The 17736-nt window shown below is 69.1% G+C and carries 18 protein-coding genes and 1 pseudogene; 10 read left to right on the top strand and 9 right to left on the bottom strand.

Features of this window, described 5'->3' with window-relative positions:
* Positions 1 to 597 precede the first annotated feature (597 nt).
* The 3 genes and pseudogenes from C4B30_RS22545 to C4B30_RS22535 form a co-directional block, all read right to left on the bottom strand.
* A pseudogene (locus C4B30_RS22545) lies at positions 598 to 799 on the bottom strand (DUF2970 domain-containing protein).
* A 120-nt stretch (positions 800 to 919) separates the two neighbouring features.
* Positions 920 to 2983, bottom strand: a complete 2064-nt coding sequence (locus C4B30_RS22540) for a pyridoxamine 5'-phosphate oxidase family protein (protein ID WP_105133040.1) — start codon at positions 2981 to 2983, stop codon at positions 920 to 922.
* 34 nt (positions 2984 to 3017) lie between these two features.
* Positions 3018 to 3662, bottom strand: coding sequence for a glutathione S-transferase family protein (locus C4B30_RS22535; protein WP_089501313.1), 645 nt, complete (start codon positions 3660 to 3662; stop codon positions 3018 to 3020).
* A gap of 126 nt (positions 3663 to 3788) precedes the next feature.
* Here C4B30_RS22535 and C4B30_RS22530 point away from each other — a divergent pair, with 126 nt between their 5' ends.
* On the top strand, positions 3789 to 4754 hold the full coding sequence (locus C4B30_RS22530) for a LysR family transcriptional regulator (RefSeq protein ID WP_105133039.1): 966 nt from the start codon (positions 3789 to 3791) through the stop codon (positions 4752 to 4754).
* 51 nt (positions 4755 to 4805) lie between these two features.
* On the opposite strand, the gene C4B30_RS22525 is transcribed toward C4B30_RS22530, so the two are convergent.
* The gene (locus C4B30_RS22525) at positions 4806 to 5681 is read right to left on the bottom strand and encodes a LysR family transcriptional regulator (RefSeq protein WP_105133038.1); all 876 of its coding nucleotides are present in this window, start codon (positions 5679 to 5681) and stop codon (positions 4806 to 4808) included.
* A gap of 113 nt (positions 5682 to 5794) precedes the next feature.
* Between C4B30_RS22525 and C4B30_RS22520 the strand changes: the two genes are divergently transcribed.
* Entirely contained in the window at positions 5795 to 6565 is a 771-nt protein-coding gene (locus tag C4B30_RS22520) for an NAD(P)H-dependent oxidoreductase (protein ID WP_105133059.1), read from the top strand.
* Between the two features lie 48 nt (positions 6566 to 6613).
* Here the strand turns inward: C4B30_RS22520 and C4B30_RS22515 are convergent, their stop codons facing one another.
* Genes C4B30_RS22515 through C4B30_RS22505 form a run of 3 tightly spaced genes read right to left on the bottom strand, consistent with a single transcriptional unit; the run spans position 6614 to position 8012 of the window.
* A complete protein-coding gene (locus C4B30_RS22515; protein ID WP_105133037.1) occupies positions 6614 to 7045 on the bottom strand; it encodes a helix-turn-helix domain-containing protein in 432 nt (143 codons plus the stop codon).
* Positions 7033 to 7308 (bottom strand): type II toxin-antitoxin system HigB family toxin, encoded by a 276-nt coding sequence (locus tag C4B30_RS22510; RefSeq protein ID WP_199779081.1) that lies wholly within the window; start codon positions 7306 to 7308, stop codon positions 7033 to 7035. The genes C4B30_RS22515 and C4B30_RS22510 overlap by 13 nt, the downstream gene beginning before the upstream one ends.
* 59 nt (positions 7309 to 7367) lie before the next feature.
* Positions 7368 to 8012, bottom strand: a complete 645-nt coding sequence (locus C4B30_RS22505) for a TetR/AcrR family transcriptional regulator (protein WP_234015456.1) — start codon at positions 8010 to 8012, stop codon at positions 7368 to 7370.
* Between the two features lie 103 nt (positions 8013 to 8115).
* Between C4B30_RS22505 and C4B30_RS22500 the strand changes: the two genes are divergently transcribed.
* The 3 genes from C4B30_RS22500 to C4B30_RS22490 are packed head-to-tail and all read left to right on the top strand — an operon-like array spanning position 8116 to position 11613.
* Positions 8116 to 9042: an SDR family NAD(P)-dependent oxidoreductase gene (locus C4B30_RS22500; RefSeq protein ID WP_105133034.1), complete on the top strand. Its 927-nt coding sequence runs from the start codon at positions 8116 to 8118 to the stop codon at positions 9040 to 9042.
* Entirely contained in the window at positions 9039 to 10622 is a 1584-nt protein-coding gene (locus C4B30_RS22495) for a flavin-containing monooxygenase (protein WP_105133033.1), read from the top strand. The genes C4B30_RS22500 and C4B30_RS22495 overlap by 4 nt, the downstream gene beginning before the upstream one ends.
* A 7-nt stretch (positions 10623 to 10629) precedes the next feature.
* A complete protein-coding gene (locus C4B30_RS22490; protein WP_105133032.1) occupies positions 10630 to 11613 on the top strand; it encodes an alpha/beta fold hydrolase in 984 nt (327 codons plus the stop codon).
* A gap of 57 nt (positions 11614 to 11670) precedes the next feature.
* Here the strand turns inward: C4B30_RS22490 and C4B30_RS22485 are convergent, their stop codons facing one another.
* Together C4B30_RS22485 and C4B30_RS36215 are read right to left on the bottom strand one after the other, a co-directional pair.
* Positions 11671 to 12069: a carboxymuconolactone decarboxylase family protein gene (locus tag C4B30_RS22485; RefSeq protein WP_027782376.1), complete on the bottom strand. Its 399-nt coding sequence runs from the start codon at positions 12067 to 12069 to the stop codon at positions 11671 to 11673.
* 141 nt (positions 12070 to 12210) lie between these two features.
* A complete protein-coding gene (locus C4B30_RS36215; RefSeq protein ID WP_325047956.1) occupies positions 12211 to 13176 on the bottom strand; it encodes a highly repetitive protein in 966 nt (321 codons plus the stop codon).
* A 37-nt stretch (positions 13177 to 13213) separates the two neighbouring features.
* Between C4B30_RS36215 and C4B30_RS36210 the strand changes: the two genes are divergently transcribed.
* The 5 genes from C4B30_RS36210 to C4B30_RS22460 all read left to right on the top strand — a co-directional run bounded on the left by C4B30_RS36210 (position 13214) and on the right by C4B30_RS22460 (position 17729).
* Positions 13214 to 14509, top strand: coding sequence for a collagen-like triple helix repeat-containing protein (locus tag C4B30_RS36210; protein ID WP_105133031.1), 1296 nt, complete (start codon positions 13214 to 13216; stop codon positions 14507 to 14509).
* Positions 14510 to 14636: 127 nt separating this feature from the next.
* Complete coding sequence (locus C4B30_RS22470; RefSeq protein ID WP_105133030.1) at positions 14637 to 15920, top strand: isoprenylcysteine carboxylmethyltransferase family protein; 1284 nt, start codon at positions 14637 to 14639, stop codon at positions 15918 to 15920.
* A gap of 247 nt (positions 15921 to 16167) precedes the next feature.
* Positions 16168 to 16392: a hypothetical protein gene (locus C4B30_RS35385; RefSeq protein ID WP_143751648.1), complete on the top strand. Its 225-nt coding sequence runs from the start codon at positions 16168 to 16170 to the stop codon at positions 16390 to 16392.
* A 105-nt stretch (positions 16393 to 16497) separates the two neighbouring features.
* The gene (locus C4B30_RS22465; protein WP_105133029.1) at positions 16498 to 17088 is read left to right on the top strand and encodes a histone acetyltransferase; all 591 of its coding nucleotides are present in this window, start codon (positions 16498 to 16500) and stop codon (positions 17086 to 17088) included.
* A 53-nt stretch (positions 17089 to 17141) separates the two neighbouring features.
* Positions 17142 to 17729 carry an NADPH-dependent FMN reductase gene (locus C4B30_RS22460; RefSeq protein ID WP_105133028.1) on the top strand — a complete coding sequence of 196 codons (588 nt, stop codon included), beginning with the start codon at positions 17142 to 17144 and terminating at the stop codon, positions 17727 to 17729.
* Positions 17730 to 17736: the final 7 nt, after the last annotated feature.

The following is a 17736-nucleotide window of genomic DNA, read 5'->3' as shown; positions in this document are numbered from 1 at the left end:
CTCGTCACCGCACGCGTGCGTCGACACGATATTCATCGGACGAACCGGACCATGCGGCGTGCAAGCGGGCCGACCGGTCGGAACAACGCAGGATGGGACATCGGATTCGGAGGACGCGCCGGAAACGACGCAGCGGCCGACGGGTTCGTCGGGTGCCTGTCGTGCGGCCGGCTGCCTCGCGCGGTCGTGTCATGCGGGGGACGCTTCGAACGCCCCGGTGCGGGCGGCGGGCATGCGCGCCGGCCGTTCATCGGAACGGCGGCCTGCCCGGCGCGCGACATCGCGGCGTGGCGCGCATTTTACCCCGGGCGGGGCGAAGGGCCGCGGAATCGGGCGGATCGGGAAACGGAGAAGGCGGGAACGGGAACAAGCGGCGCGGACGGCGCGACAACGGCAGCGGCAACGACAACGGCAGCGGCAGCGGCAGCGGCAGCGGCAGCGGCAGCGGCAGCGGCAACGATAACCACAACGGCAACGATGCGCTCACGATCCGCATCGTGCGCGCCGGCCTCCGACCCCGGCGTCATGGTGCGCCGGGCAGAACGCCTGTAACCGGAGCGGGAATAGCGGCCCGCTACCGGTGCATCGGCCGTTCGCTCAGAACCCCTGCATCGTCACGGTCGGATCGACGACCAGATGCACGACGCCGTAAATGACCGCGCCGACCGGCAGCGCGAGGAGGATCGCCACGAACGGCAGCAGCGTGAAGTTGGCGTTCGCGAGATCGGTCGCGCGCCTAGCTGTTGCGCACGCCGAAGAAACTCCACAGGACCAGGCGCGCCATGCCGAGCAGTTTCATGACGGGCTCCTTTATCGAATCGGTTGACGCTATCGCCGAGCCGGACGGCATCCGAAAAAAGAAGCAGTTGCGCGCGCTTTTCGCGCAGCAGGCCAGCCGCGGCCGCATGTCGCACGCGCGTCAGCGGTCGAGCACGAGCGGCTCCGTGGCCCCTTGCGCGGGCCGCGCGACGCACAGCAGCGCGCAGCCGGATGCGACCGGCGCATCGGGCGTCTGCTCGTAGTCGAGCGCGCCGGACAGCACGCGCGTCGCGCACGTGCCGCACGAACCCGAGCGGCATTCCGACGGCACGGCCACGCGCTGCCCTTCCGCGAATTCGAGCAGCGTGCCGTCGGCGGGTGTCCATGCGGCTTCGCGCCCCGTGCGCCGGAACACGACCGGCACGCTGGCCGCCGTGGGCGCGGCAGCCGAGCGGGTCGCACTGCGCGAGACGCTCGACGGCCCGAACGCCTCGAAACGGATACGCTCGTCCGGCACGTTCAGCGCGCGCAGCCCGTCGTACAGGTCGCGCATGAACGCCGACGGCCCGCACAGGTAGAAGTCGTAGTCGTCGAACGACAGGATCCGCTTCAGTTGCGCGATGTCGATGCGGCCTGCCTGCGCTGCCGTCCCTTCTTCAGGACGACTGTCGAACCAGTGAATCGACAGGCGCTCATCGGCGGCCGCGATGCGAGTCAGTTCCGCGGCAAACGGCCGCTCGGCGGCTTCGCGTTCGCCGTGCACGAACACGACTCGGCGCGACGGCATGTCGTCGGCCAGCGCCCGGCGCAGCATCGCGACCATCGGCGTGATGCCGATGCCGGCCGACACGAGCACGGCCGGGCGCGGGCTCGCGAGATCGAACGCGAAGCGGCCGCGCGGCATCTGCGCGTCGAGTGTCATGCCCGCCCGCGCATGGTCGTGCAGCCACGCCGATACGCGCCCCTCGCGCTTCACGGTGATCCGGTAATGCGCGCCGCCCGGTGCATCGGACAGCGTGTAGCTGCGAATCGACGGCGCGTCGCTGCCCGGCAGCGCGATGCGCAGCGTCAGGTGTTGACCGGCTTCGTATACAGGCAATGCGCCGCCATCCGCCGGTTCGAAATGGAACGACCGGATCGCACGCGCTTCGTCGACGATCTTCGCGATGCGCAGCGGCCGCCATGCGGGCGCCGATGCCGGCGCGGCCGCGGACGGCACGGGCCCGGCCGTTGCCGCCGCGTCGCCCGACGACGCTGCCATCGCCGCGAACTGCGGCGCGCGCTCGACCGCCGACCACCGGAACGGCAGCACCGCCCGCACGCGCCGCACTTCCCGCACATGAAAACGCACGACGCGCTGCGCGCCGTCGAACGACGCAACGACCGGCCCGTCCCACACGATCTCCGCGTGCGCGGCGACATACAGCACATCGCCGCTGTCGAAATCGACGAACAGCAGCCCCGCCCGCGGATCGTGCTGCAGGTTGCCGAGCGTATTGAAGAACCGGTTGCCGCTGAAATCGGGCGTCGTCAGCGTGCGGGCATCGTCGACGCGCACAAAGCCCGGCATTCCACCGCGATGCGACACGTCCGCGCCGCGCGCCGCGCCCGCGTCGGGCGACGTGTTCGCACTCGCGACGAAGAACGTATCGGCCTGCGCGAGCAGCGCGCGGTCCGCGTCGCTCAGCGCGTCGGACACATCGGGCGCGACGGATGCGTCGACGTCCCGTGCGACGAAGGTCGGCTTGCGGCCCTGGATGTATTTCGCGCAATTGCCGAAGCTCTGCTCGACCGCGATCGTCAGCGCATCGCCGTCCGCCGCGCGCACGACGCCGTTCACGCGATTGCGCCGCCGCGTATCGAATTCGATCCCGAGCCCGCCGAACGGCGCGCCCGCCTGCCACGTGCCGGCCAGCGGGTCGCCCGGCAGCGCGCGCGCCGCGATGCGCAGCGTGCGGGCGTCCGGCGACGTGACGAAACCGGGCGCACCGGCCCGCAGCGTCGCCCATGGCTGACCATGCGCATCGACACCGCCGAGCACGAAGAACGGCAGTTGCGCGAAAAAAGTCCGGTGCTGGTCCGGCATGAAACGCCGGATGCCGCGCCGGCCGGCCGCGCACGCCGCGTCCGTCACGCCTGCGCGCTGCTGCACGGCAAGCTCGCCCGCGTGAAACGGCGCGGTGTCGAGTTCCCAGCCCGGTACGACGGTGCTCGGCGCATTCATTGCGTTCTCCTGACAGGCGCGGTGGCCGTGAGCGTCAAGCGGCGAGCAGGCCCGCGCGCGTCGTCGGCATCGCGACGAAGCCCGGCAACGCCTCGATACGCGCCAGCCACGCACGCACGTGCGGATACGGTTCGAGCGACACACCGCCTTCCGGTGCGTGCGCGATGTACGTGTACGCGGCGATGTCCGCGATCGTCGGCTGCGCGCCGGCCGCGAACGGCTTGCCGGCCAGCTCGCGATCGATCACGTCGAGCACCTTCGCGGCCGTGCGCTTGGCCGCTTCCGGGTCGAGCTGTGCGCCGAACACGGTCACGAGCCGTGCGGCGGCCGGGCCGGATGCGATCGGGCCGGCCGCGTACGACAGCCAGCGCTGCACGACGGCCGCGCCGACCGGATCGTCGGGCAGCCAGTGCGCGTCGCCGTAGCGCTTCGCGAGGTACACGAGGATCGCGTTCGAGTCGGCGATCACGGTGCCGTCGTCGTCGATCACCGGCACCTGCCCGAGCGGATTGAGCGCGAGAAATGCCGGTTCGCGCTGCGCGCCGGCCGCGAGATCGACGTCGATGGTCCTGGACGGCAGCCCGAGCAGCGACAGGAACAGCCGGACACGGTGCGCGTGCCCGGACAACAGGAACGAATAAACGCGGATCGGCGAAGCAGGCTTGCTGGCGACAGACATGGAAACACTCCGGAAGCTCGCGCCGCCGGGGATCGGCGACGAACGGCTCCAGCGTAGCGCTCGCCGTTCGTCGCCAGAAGACGGATAATCGAGGAAACATTATCCGTTTCCATAGGACAATCAACGATGGCTGATCTGCGCGACGTGAACCTGAACCGGCTGGCGATCTTCGTCGCGGTGGTCGAGGCCGGCTCACTGACGGCCGCGGCCGAGCGGCTCGGCCTCGCGAAGACGGTCGTCAGCACGCACATGCAGCGCCTCGAATCGGAGGTCGGCGCGAACCTGCTGGTACGCACGACGCGGCGGCTGAGCGTGACCGATGCCGGGCGCGTGTTCTACGACGCGTGCCGCGACATCGTGCGCGCCACCGAAGCCGCGCTCGACGCGGTGTCGTCCGACGCCGGGCCGCTGCGCGGCACGCTGCGCGTGAGCGTGCCGATCGACTATGGCGCGCTGGTCGTCGCGCCGGCCGTCGTCGCGCTGCGCGACCGGCATCCGGCGCTCGCCGTCGAACTCGTCGCGAACGACCGCGTCGTCGATCTCGTCGCGGACAACCTCGACGTCGCGATCCGCATCGGCCGCCTCGCCGATTCGAACCATCGCGCGGTACAGCTCGGCACCTACGAGAAATGGCTGGTCGCGAGCCCGGCGTTCGTCGCGCGACACGGGCTGCCCCGCGATCCGGAGGCGCTCGCCGCGCTGCCGTTCGTGATGTTGTCGTCGCTGCCGCGCCCGCATACGCTCGAACTCGACGACGCGCGCGGCGGCCACGCGTCGGTGCGCTGCGTCGCGCCGGTGGTGTCGAACACCGCGACCGCCTGCCGCGCGATCGTGCTCGCGGGCGGCGGTTTCGGGCTACTGACGGATTTCTCGACCGCGGACGACGTCGCAGCCGGTCGGCTCGTGCGGCTGCTGCCGGGTTGGCGCACCGCGCCGGCCGGGATCCATGCGGTGTATCCGTCCACGCGGCTGCCGTCGCCGAAGGTGCGGGCGTTCATCGATGCGATGAAGGCGCGGCTCGGGCAAACGCCGGCGCTGCCGGCCCGGGCCGCGCCAATGCACGCGAAGCGCGCGAAACGCACGGCGGACTGAATCGGCCGCAGCGCGGCATGACGAATGGCGCGCCCGGCACCGACCGACGCGCTACGCGCCGGCAAGACGCGTGTGCAATGCGTCGATCGACGTCGCGACAAACGACGAGAACGCACGAATCCGCGCGGTGTCGCGAAGATCGGTATGGGTCAGCAACCACAGGTCCGTCGCCAGTGCGTCGATCCGGCCGCCGATCCGCACGAGATCCGGGTCGCCGTCGGCCAAATAGCACGGCAGCACGGCCGCGCCGATGCCCGCGCGGGCGGCAGCGAACAAGCCAAGCAGCGTATCGGCCCGATAGGCACAACGCGTGTCGGCGCCCTGCGCGCGCATCCATTTCTCCAGCGGCCGGTAACCCATTCGCGGATCCGGGCCGACCCATTCGATGTCGTCGCATGCGCCCCATGCCGGGGCCGCATAAACGGCCTGCTCGATGGTCCCGATCCGGCGACCGATCAGCGATTCGGGCGGAGACGACGACGGTCGGATCGCCACGTCGGCCTCGCGCTTCGACAGATCGAATACCGCATTCGATACCGACACGTCCAGCCCGATCTCCGGGCAGGCCCGCCGGAACGCCGCGAATACCGGCGACAGCAGGCCCGACAGCAGGGTATCGGTCGTCGTCACGCGCACCGTACCCGATGGCCGCACGTCGCGGCCCGCCACGCGCCGCTCAACGCCAAGCACTTCGTCCTCGATCCGCTCGGCGGCAGCCGCCACGTCCGCGCCGGCCGACGTCGGTGCGTACCCGGTTCGGGTCCGCTCGAACAACCTGACGCGCAGCGCGGCCTCGATCGCCGCCAGGCGGCGGAACACCGTCGCGTGGCTGACGCCAAGCCGGCGCGCGGCGCCCCCGAGCGATCCCGCCTGCGCCACGGCCAGCACGAGCCGCAAGTCGTCCCAGGACATCCGCTGTTCATTCATGCAAGCCTCGTTTGCAAAACTGGCTAATTCCCGTTCATTTTCGCAACGCGTACCGTATCAGGCAAATACCGACGCAAACCGCCTTCACCGACACGTCACGAGGAATGCCGCCGATGCACACGCTGATCGTTCATTGCCATCCCGAACCGCGCTCGTTCAACGCCGCGCTGCGCGACACCGCCGCGCGGACGATGCGCGCGCTCGGCCACGACGTCGCCGTGTCGGATCTCTATGCGGACGGGTTCGATCCGGTCGAGGCGCCGCGCCACTACCCGTGCCGCGCGAACCCCGACGTGTTCTCGGCGCTGGTCGAGCAGCGCCACGCCAGCACACATGCCACGTTGCCCGCCGACGTACGCCGGGAGATCGCCCGGCTCGAGCAGGCCGATCTCTTGGTGTTCCAGTTTCCGATCTGGTGGCATGCGGCGCCCGCGATGCTGAAGGGCTGGTTCGATCGCGTGTTCGTGAACGGCGCCCTGTACACGGGTAGCCGCCGCTACGACCGCGGCCGCTTCCGCGGCCGGCGGGCGATCTGCTCGGTCACGACCGGCGCGCCGGCCGCGACGTTCGGCCCGGGCGGGCGCAGCGGCGACATCGGCCTGCTGCTGTGGCCGATTCATTACTCGCTGCATTACATGGGGTACGGCGTGCTGTCGCCGGTGCTCGCGCATGGCGTGCAGGACGCGCGCGGCGGCTATGCGTATCAGGACGATGCGGCGCTGGCGGCCGAACTGGCCGCGCACCGCGACAATCTCGCGCGCCGGCTCGCGAACTGGCGGACGGACAGGCCGTTGCGGTTTCCGGGTTGGGACGACTGGGACGAGCGCGGCGTGCTGAAATCGGGTGTCGCCGGGTATGACCGGTTCGTGCGGGGCAGTGCGTGAGCCCCACCCGCGGAAAACTTCCTGACGCCGTCTTGAGCTGACTTGCGCTCAGACAGGGAAGAACGCTGCGGGACTTACCTTGAATCGCCGGGATAGCTCGGTAATTTGACGCACGTTCAGTTCGCGTTTCCCATTCAATACCTCTGAAACAACGCCCTGACTGCCAATCTCCGGAAGGTCCGCCTGGCGAACGTCGTTCTCCAGCATCAAGTATTTGAGCACGTCGACCGCAGATGCCTCCGGCAAGCTGTGATGCGCGTCGTCATATTCGCTGATGAACTCCCCGAGCGTATCCGCAAGCGCAGCAAGCCCGTGATGTTCGTCAGCCGCTCCGGCATCGAGCAATGCGTTAAGCGCGCGCACGGCAAAGTCATAATCCCGCTCAGAGGTGATCGGGTGAAGTGGCACCTTGAGCGAGATAGCTTCGAAGTGGCGGACCAACTCGTCGATGTCGTTCCGTGAAAAAGTCAGGGCTTCCATTTGTTGTACTCCTTGTGCGTCATGACTTCCCGCACATATAGCTTCTGCGTGTTGAAATGAATGGCGGCAATCAGCCTGTACTTGTTCCCGCCAATGTCGAACACGTAAAAATTCCCAACCTTGTCCGTCGCATTAAAGGCGTTCTTAACGTCGGCAAAGTTCGTGAAAAAGCTACCCTCGATCGTCCTGCGCCACATCTGCAGCGGAACAGCTGCATCCGCATGAATTGCGGCAAAGTCGACCAAAGCCTTGTTTGAGATCACTCGCATCCAACGAAATTATCTCAGGATGAGATGATCAACAAGGGCTGTTACAAATTGACTTACCCGCCCGCTTCCCCCAACGTCCCCAGCAACACCTTCCTGCAACTCGCGACCACCTGCGCCTCCGGATCGCGGTATTCGGTGAGCAGCCACGCGGCGCCGACGTTCGTCATCGCGCCCACCAGCGCCAGCCCGATCAGCCGCTGCTCGGTGCGCTCCGCCGGTGTCACGGGCTCGCGCGGCACGCCGATCGCCATGATCAGCTTGCCGAAGTCGATCAGCATGCGCTGATACGCCATGTCGGTATCCGCACTCACGCCCATCACCTCGAGCAGCAACACCCGCGCCGCGCACGGGTCGCGCAGAAACGCGAAGAACGCGGCGAGCCCCGCGTCGACGCGCTCGCGCAGTTCACCGCCGCGCGCGGCGACTGCCTGCGCGACCGCGTCATGCAGTTGCTGCGCGTGATGCAGATAGGTGCAGCGCAACAGATCCTCGGTGCTGTCGAACGCCGCATAGAAATAGCGATCGTTCAGCTTCGCTTCCTGGCAGATCGACCGTACGGTCGCCTTGCGAAAACCCACCGTGCCGAACACGCGCGTCGCCGCGCGGATCAACGCGTCGCGCCGCTCGGCGGCCCGTACCTCGGGCGCCACGCCGCCATACGACCGGCCTCTTTTTTCCGTTTCGAGTGCTTTCTCCATTCCGCTATTTGACATCAGGACACCCGAAAACTAAAGTGGTGACGACAAACACCACAATAGATGCGCCGCCGATGCAGCGCAAGCGGAACGGGAGGGACGACGGATGAAGGGGTTTTCCGGCAAGGTCGCCGCGATCACGGGCGCCGGTTCGGGCATGGGCCGCAGCCTCGCGGTCGAGCTCGCACGGCGCGGCTGCGAGGTCGCGCTCGCCGACGTCAACGATGCCGGTCTCGCCGGCACGGCGGCCGCGTGTACGTGGCACGGCGTACGCGTGAGCACGCGCCGGCTCGACGTCGCCGACCGCGACGCCGTGTTCGCGTGGGCCGAGTTCGTCCGCGCCGAACACGGCAAGGTCAACCTGATCTTCAACAACGCGGGCGTGTCGCTGGCCGCCAGCGCCGAAACCGCGCGCATCGCCGATCTCGAATGGATCGTCGGCATCAATTTCTGGGGCGTCGTGCACGGCACGCAGGCGTTCCTGCCGCATCTGCGCGCGTCGGGCGACGGGCACGTGGTCAACACGTCGAGCCTGTTCGGGCTCGTCGCGATGCCGACGCAAAGCGCGTACAACGCGACCAAGTTCGCGGTGCGCGGCTTCACCGAGGCGCTGCGGATGGAACTCGAACTCGACGGCGCGCCGGTGAGCGCGACCTCCGTGCATCCGGGCGGCGTCGCGACGAACATCGTCGACGCGGGCCGCGTCGATACCAGCATCCACGCACTGACGGGGCAGGACGAAGCGACCCATCGCCGCCAGGCCAACCGCCTGATCAACGCGACGACGGCCGACGAGGCCGCGCGGCAGATCCTCGCGGGCGTCGAGCGCAATGCGCGCCGCGTGCTGGTCGGCGCCGACGCGCGCCGGCTCGACAGGATCGCGCGGCTGCTCGGCGCCAGTTACCAGTGGCTGATGCTGCGCCACGTGCGCCGCGCCCGCGCACGCAACCTCCGCCCGAAGGAAGTCCCCGTGGGAGAACGCGCCCACGCCCCGGCCGCACACCCCACCACGCCGACGAAGGACCCCGCATGACCTCGACGACGACCGACCGGCGCGACGCGCCGCCCGCCCCCAGCGCTCGCCGCGACCATGGTGATGGCAACGACCTCGACGTGCTGATCGTCGGCGCCGGCCTGTCCGGCATCGGCGCCGCGTATCACCTGAAACATCGCTGCCCGCATGCGAGCGTGGCGATCGTCGAGGCGCGCGACGCGATCGGCGGCACCTGGGACCTGTTCCGCTATCCGGGCGTTCGTTCGGATTCCGACATGTTCACGCTCGGCTACAGCTTCCGGCCGTGGCACAGCGACAAGGCGATCTCCGACGGGCAGACGATCCTCGACTACATCCGCGACACCGCGCGCACCTACGGCATCGACGAGACGATCCGCTACGGTCAGAAGGTCGTCGCAGCCGACTGGGATTCGAACCGCGCGCGCTGGACGGTACGCATCGAACGCACGCAAAACGGCGCGACCGACACGCTCGTCTACACCTGCCGCTTCCTGTTCATGTGCAGCGGCTACTACGACTACGACGCCGGCTACCTGCCCGACTGGGCAGGCATGGACACGTTCGAGGGCCAGCTCGTGCATCCGCAGCACTGGCCGAAGGATCTGTCGTACGCGAACCGGCGCGTGGTCGTGATCGGCAGCGGCGCGACGGCCGTCACGCTCGTGCCGTCGATGGCGGCCGATGCGCGGCACGTGACGATGCTGCAGCGCTCGCCGACCTACATCGTGTCGCTGCCCGCGCGCGACAAGATCGCGAACGCGCTGCGCCGCGTGCTGCCGTCGCGGCTCGCGCACCGGCTGGTACGCGTGAAGAACGTCCTGCTGACGATGTACCTGTACAACGTGTCGCGCCGCAAGCCCGACCGGACGAAGCAATTCATCATCCGCGCGGCCAGCAAGCAGCTCGGCCCCGACTTCGACGTCGCGAAGCACTTGACGCCGCGCTACATGCCGTGGGACCAGCGCGTGTGCCTCGTGCCGAACGGCGACCTGTTCAAGGCGATTCGCGCGGGCCGTGCATCGATCGTCACCGACGAGATCGAGCGCTTCACGCCGACCGGCCTCAAATTGAAAAGCGGCCAGCAGCTCGACGCGGACGTGATCGTCACCGCGACCGGGCTGAAGGTGAAGATGCTCGGCGGCGCGCGGGTCACGGTCGACGGCCGCGCGGTCGATTTGCCGGAGACGGTGTCGTACAAGGGGATGATGTACAGCGACGTGCCGAACCTCGCGTCGTCATTCGGCTACACGAATGCGTCGTGGACGCTGAAGGCCGAGCTGATCGCGCGCTACGTGTGCCGGCTGCTCAATCACATGCGCGCAAACGGGTACGACACGTGCGTGCCGCGGCTCGGCGCCGGCGATCTCGGCGACGTGCCGGCCGTCAACCTGAGTTCGGGTTACATCCAGCGCGCGGCCGGCATCCTGCCGAAGCAGGGGCACCGCAAGCCGTGGAAATTCCACCAGAACTACGTGCTCGATCTCGCCTCGCTGAAGTTCAGCGCGCTCGCCGATTCCGCGATGCATTTCGAGCGCCGCGCCAAATCGGGCCCGGCCGCCCTCGCGCCGGCTGCCGAACCCGCACTCGAAACCCGCTGAGGCCGACATGACTCCTGTGCTCCATCTGATCCAGAACGTGCTGCTCGGCGTCGTCGCGGTGCTCGCCGCGCTCGCGCTGTTTTCCGGTTACGTGGCCCGTCGCGTGACGCGCGCGTTTCCGCCCGAAGGGCGCATCGTCGACATCGACGGCGACCGCATCCACTACGTCGAATACGGCAACGGGCCGCCGATCGTGTTCGTCCACGGGCTGGCGGGGCAATGGCGCAATTTCGCGTACCTGCCGCTCACGCGGCTCGCGCAGCGGCATCGCGTGATCCTGCTCGACCGGCCGGGCGCAGGCCGCTCGCTGCGCGGCGCGGCCTCGCAGGCGAACGTGTTCGCGCAGGCCCGCACGGTCGCCGCATTCATCGACGCGCTGAAGCTCGACAAGCCGGTGCTGGTCGGCCACTCGCTCGGCGGCGCGATTGCGCTCGCGGTCGGCCTCAACCATGCGGACCGCGTGAGCCGGCTCGCGCTGATCGCGCCGCTGTCGCACGAGCAGACCGAACCGCCCGCGCCGTTCAAGCCGCTGATGCTGCCGTCGCCGCTCGTGCGCCGTTTCGTGTCGTGGACCTTCGCGATCCCGCTGACGATCCTGACGGGCCGCAAGGCCGTGCGTCAGGTGTTCGCGCCGGAGGACGTGCCGCGCGACTTCCCGGTGAAGGGCGGCGGCCTGCTCGGGATGCGCCCGCACGTGTTCTACGCGACGGCGACGGACCTGCTGTCGGCGCCCGTCGACCTGCCCGCGATGGAGCGGCTCTATGCGGAGCTCGCGCTGCCGGTCGACGTGCTGTACGGGCGCGCCGATCCGATCCTGAACTGGCGCGAGCACGGCGACGCGCTCGCGAAGAAATCGGTGCGCGTGCGGCTGAAGGTCGTCGAGGGCGGGCACATGCTGCCGGTCACGATTCCCGAAGCGACGGCCGACTGGCTGCTCGAAATCGCCGCCGCGCCGGTCGACGTCGCCGCGCAGTCAGTACGTATCGCGTAGATCGCGGCAACGACGCGGGGCCCGATTCCGCGCCGGGCAGCCGGCGCCGCGGCGGAATCAGGCTTCGTCGTCGGGGATCGACAAGCCGAGATCCGAGAGCACCTCGCGCGCGCTGCGGAATGCCTCGACCGCGGCCGGCGCGCCGGCGTACAGCGCGCTGTGCAGCAAGACCTCGCGGATCTCGACGAGGCTCGCGCCGTTGTTGAGCGCGCCGCGAATATGCCCCTTCAGCTCCGTGCCGCGGCCGAGCGCCGCCAGCATCGCGCACGTGCACAGGCTGCGCGTCTTCAGGTCGATCCCGCCCCGTTGCCACGTGCTGCCCCACGCATGTTCGTTCAGCCAGTCCTGCAGCGGACGCGAGAATCCGTCGAGGTCGCGCATCGCGCGCTCGACGAACGCCTCGCCCATCACGTCGATCCGCCGCGCCTTGCCGTATTCCCTGTCCTGTTCGCTCATGTCCGTGTCCTGGTTGGAGTCGGGGCCGCTTCGGCGTCGCCGGCAGCCGAGAGATGTCCTGCCATGTTCATGCGCGCGGCGGGGTTTCGTCAAAGATGCGGCGCTCGGTTCGCGGCCGTTCGCGTCGCGGACGGCCGAACGCTACGTAACATCCGGCCGCGCGTTACGGCGCCTTACGGGAACATCGCAGCCGGGACGTTCACGCACCGCGCGCGCCTGCCGCGCGAAACCGCCATTCCTCCGTTTAAATCGCATCGATATTCCCGATTTCCGCAACAAATCGCGACACCGTTTCGCGAAACCTTTCATGGCGCGGAATTTGCAGTGAAGGCTTGGACACACTTCCAATGTCGAGGCCAACATGCACACTTTCTTCAAGAAGACGACGGTAACGATGGCCGTCTCGTCACTCCTCGCGCTGTACGGCTGCGGCTCGGTCGATGGACCGACGACCCCGCCGACGATCAAGCCGAGCACGTCGGGGACGGGCGGTAGTTCGGGGACTTCGGGTACTTCGGGCAGCGGTAGTTCGGGGTCGTCGGGGTCGTCGGGTACTTCTGGTACGTCGGGCAGCACGTCGGGTAGTACGTCTGGCAGCACGTCGGGCAGCACCTCCGGCAGTACGTCCGGCAGCACGTCCGGCAGCACGTCGGGCAGTACGTCCGGCAGGACGTCCGGCAGCACGTCGGGCAGCACCTCCGGCAGTACGTCCGGCAGTACGTCCGGCAGTACCTCCGGCAGTACGTCCGGCAGCACCTCCGGCAGTACCTCCGGCAGTACCTCCGGCAGCACGTCGGGCAGCACCTCCGGCAGTACGTCCGGCAGTACGTCCGGCAGTACGTCCGGCAGCACCTCCGGCAGCACGTCGGGCAGCACGTCGGGCAGCACGTCGGGCAGCACGTCGGGCAGCACCTCCGGCAGCACGTCGGGCAGCACGTCGGGCAGCACGTCGGGCAGCACCTCCGGCAGCACGTCGGGCAGCACCTCCGGCAGCACGTCGGGCAGCACCTCCGGCAGTACGTCGGGCAGCACCTCCGGCAGTACCTCGGGCAGTACGTCGGGCAGTACGTCCGGCAGCACCTCCGGCACCTCCGGCACCAGCGTCACCCCCCTGGGCAATGTCCTGCAGAAATCCGGCAACCTCGTGACGGCGCTCGGCACGACGGTCGTGAACGGCGGCGCTCAGATCGGCGGCGTGCAGATTCCCGGCACGAACCCGACCACGGCCACCAGCATCGGCAACGCTGTCGGCAGCCTCGGCAGCGGCGTGCAATCGCTCGGCAACGGCGTCGCGGCCGGCCTCGGTTCGATCGGCGTGTCGGCGAACCCGCTCGGACCGACGCTGACGTCGACCACCGGCCTGCTGACCGGCGCCGGCGGTGCGGTCAACAACCTCGGCACCGGTCCGCTGTCGCCGCTCGCGCCGGCGACGACCCTGGTCGGCAGCCTCGTCAACACGGTCGGCACCGCGGTCAATTCGACCGCATCGGCGCTGAACACGGCCCTGAACAGCTCGCCGGTCCAGCAGCTCGAAACGCAGCTCGGCAAGGTGATTAACCCGATCACGAACACGCTGACCGGCGGCGCCACGACGCCGGGCGTCACGCAGACGCTCGGTGGCGCGACGCTGCTCGGCACGCCGCTGAACGGCCTGCTGGGCACGCTCGGCAGCGGCCTCGCGCTCGCGGGCACGAAGGTCGGCGGCGCGACCGACAACCCGGTCGGCACGGGCCTCGGCGGCGTCGTGGGGCAACTCGGCAACACGGTGACGTCGACGGGCGGCCTCGTCAACGCCAACAACGCGGGCAGTTCCAGCAGCGGCACGGGCGGCAGCAATCCGCTCGCCCCGATCACGGGCCTGCTCGGCACGTTGACGGGTGGCCTCGGCGGCGGCAGCTCGAGCGGTTCGGGCGGCACCAGCGGAACGAGCGGCACCAGCGGCGGCCCGCTCGCGCCGATCACCGGCCTGCTCGGGACGGTGACGGGCGCACTCGGCGGCATCGGTTCGAGCGGCACCAGCGGCACGGGCGGAACGAGCGGGACCGGAGGCACCAGCGGTACCGGTGGCGCGGGCCTCGGCGGCCTGCTGGCGCCGGTCACCAACCTCGTCAACTCGCTGACGCCGCTCGGCGCGAGCCTCACCGGCACCGTCACGACGCCGGGCGACAACCTGTCCGGCACGGTCGGCGGGTTGCTGACGAGCGGCCCGGTCGGCACGCTCACGGGTGCGCTGGGAACGCCGGCCGGCTCGGCCGGCGCCACCGGCACGGTCAGCCCCGGCGGCGCGGCCGGCACCGTGACGACGCCGAGCGGCAGCGGCTCCGTGGTGACCGGCCTGACCGGCAGCACGGGCGGCGCCACCGCAGGCGGCACCGGCAACCTGCTGTCGCCGGTGACCAACCTGCTCGGCGGTCTGCTGGGCGGCGGCACCAAGAAGTAAGCTTCAACGCATCACGTATCAGAACGACAGGCCAATGGCCGGGCGCGCATCCATAAACAGCCCGGCCGACGGCCGGCGCCACCCGCCAAGCGGGGGCGCCGGCCCTCATCCCCACGAGGATCCGATCATGAATTCCACGCTCGACGGCGTCGTCGCTGCCCCGGACCGCCCACCCCGCTCCGCCACGCCCTTGCGCGCCGGCCTGCTCGGCATCACGGCCGGACTCTTCGCGCTGTGGACCACGCGCGACCACCCGGCCCTCGACGCGGCCACCCGCGCGGTCATCGCGAGCCTCGCGATCATCGGCACGATCGCGCTGCACGAACTCTTCATCTCGCGTGTCTACCTGCGCCCGAGCGCGGGGCTGTCGCGGCAGGCCGTCCGGTCGCTCGGCATCGCGCGCGTGGCGACACGGCTCGGCGCGCTGACGTCGATCTATGCGGGCATCGGCCTCCTCTACTGGCTGCTGCCCGAATACCACGGCGCGTTCTACCTGCCGTTCTGGTCGCTGCTGCGCTCGCTTGCGCCGTACGTGATCGTCGCCGCGCCGTTCTACTTCGCGTGGATGGACCGCCACCAGCGCGAGACGGACGACGCGTACCTGCTGTGGGGCCGCTTCCTGTTTCGTCACGAGCAGCCCGCGAGCTGGAAGCCCGTGCGCGAGATGCTGGCCGGCTGGGGCGTGAAGGCGTTCTTCCTGCCGCTGATGACCGTCTACCTGTCGAAGGACGCCGATCACCTGAGCGCGTCGCTCGCGAACGCGATGCATGCGCCGATGACGATCGCGACCTTTGTGTTCATGTACGACCTGTCGTTCACGATGGACCTGATGTTCGGCACCGTCGGCTACCTGTGCACGTTCCGCATCCTCGACAGCCACGTGCGCACCGTCGAGCCGACGACGCTCGGCTGGGTGGCCGCGCTGATCTGCTATCAGCCGTTCTGGTCGCTGATCTCGAACAACTACATCCGCTACGAAGGCTCGGTGTTCTGGGACAACTGGCTGCTGTCGGCGCCGACGCTGCGCGTGATCTGGGGCGCGACGATCATCCTGCTGCTGCTGACCTACGCGCTGTGCACAATCTCGTTCGGGCTGCGGTTCTCGAACCTCACCCACCGCGGGATCATCACGTCGGGCCCGTATCGCCTCACGAAGCATCCGGCCTACATCACGAAGAACCTGTCGTACTGGATGGTGTCGGTGCCGTTCGTCGAACCGCTCGGCTGGCAGATCGGGCTCATGCACTGCGCGGGGCTCGTCGCGGTCAACCTGATCTACTACACGCGTGCGAAGACGGAAGAGCGCCACCTGATGCGCGATCCCGACTATCGCGCGTATGCCGAATGGATCGCGCAGCACGGGTTGTTCGCGCGGATCCGGCAGGCGTTCGGCGCTCGGCAGGCGGTGTGACGGAGCGAGCGGAGCGGCCATTCATGCCGCTCCGGTCCTCGCGCGGGTGTCGACCTGCCTGTCGCGGGCGTCGCACCCGCAGCGACATCTTTCTATACACGCCCGCCAGCGCTTGGCGATGTGCTTGCGCGTGGACCTCCTGACGTTTCAGTCCGCCCATGCGGCCAATTGTCGCGAAACACCGCGATTCCGCGCTTTTCGTCGCCTTTCTCCGTCAGTCCGATTGCCTGCCTCCGACGCGTCGCGTATGGTGCTGGCCGTCCGCGTCCGATCCGTCGCCGGACACCCGACCGTCGTCCCGCACGACGGCCGTGCGGGCCGTGCCCGCCGCTCACCGTCTCCGCGACGCCGCCCGCCGGCGCCGCGCATTCATGAGGAAAGAGGCGTGATCCACAAAGTCCTGATCCTGTTCGCACTCTGCATCGCGGGCCTCGCCGCGATCGCCGCCGGTTTCCAGCACATCCCCAGCTGATTCGCGGCCCCGGCTCGCTTCGCCGAGCCCGGGGGCCGCACCCGCTTCCGTTCCCTTTTGCGATGAACCTCTTTCCCGAACCGCCCGGGACGGGCGGCTTTTGCCATGCGTATCGACGTACAGCATTCCCAGCACGACATCGACGACGAACTCGACACCCTTTATGAACGCCTCCACCAGCCGGGCCATCGCCTGCACGGGCTGCCGGCCGTCGCGCTCGGCCGCTCGGGCCTGATCGTCCGCCATCGCGAAGCGGACGGCGAATACTTCCTGTATGTCGAGGATCCGGCCGCGCGCCAGCTCGCCGGCTATACGGTGTTCAACCGCCTGCCCGAACTCCCGCGTCGCGCCGACCGCTACCTGCGCGCACCGCATACGCGGCTGCGGGGCTCGGCACAACGCCAGGGTCTCGCGACGACGCTGTACCGCTGGGGACTCGACGCTGGCCTGTGCCTGATGAGCGGCGCGCGCCAGTCGGTCGGCGCCGCGCGGTTGTGGACGGCGCTCGCGCAGGATTACCGGCATGGCTTCGTCGATGTCGAAGGCCGTGCGCTGCGTTATCTCGGCGAAACCGTTGCCGACGACGTGCACGGTGCGCTGCATACGCGGCGGCTGTTGCTGGGGAGCGGGTGGGGAATCGGTGAATTCGCGCGCGCGGCCGGGATAAGCGATGCGGCCCGCACACCGATGCGATAATCCGTCGAACCCGCGCGACGCGCCAGCTCAACCGCCAATCGAAACGCCGTTCGATGACCATCGATCCCCGAACCGATGTCACCCGCCCACTCGACATCGTCGCGCTGTGCGGCAGCCTCCGCGCGCAGTCGTACAACGCGGCGCTCCTCGATGCGGCCGCGCTCGTCGCCCCGCGCGGCATGCGCATCGCACGCTTCGATCGTCTCGGCGAATTCCCGCTGTTCAATCCGGATACTGAATACCCGACGCCCGCCGCGGTGCGCGATCTGATCGACCGCCTGAACACGGCCGACGGCGTGCTGATCGCCAGCCCGGAATACGCGCACGGCGTAACCGGCGTGATGAAGAACGCGCTGGACTGGGTCGTGGGATGCGAGGCCGTCGTGTACAAGCCCGTGGCCGTGTTGAACGCGTCGCCGCGCGCGACGCATGCGGACGCGGCGCTGCGCGAAACGCTGTCGGTGATGTCGGCGCGCATCGTCGAGCCCGCATCGATCGCGCTGCCGATCCTCGGGAGCCGGCTCGACGCGGCGGGCATCGCCGCACATTCGCCGTTCGCGTCGGCGCTCGTCGAAGCATTGCACGCGCTGCGCGCGGCGATCGACGATCCGGCGCCGGCCCTGGGCAACCCGCACGCCTGAGCGCGCG

Source organism: Burkholderia sp. BE12 (genome assembly GCF_002959955.1).
Taxonomy (GTDB): Bacteria; Pseudomonadota; Gammaproteobacteria; order Burkholderiales; family Burkholderiaceae; genus Burkholderia.
This window is presented reverse-complemented; position numbering and strand designations above follow the sequence as displayed.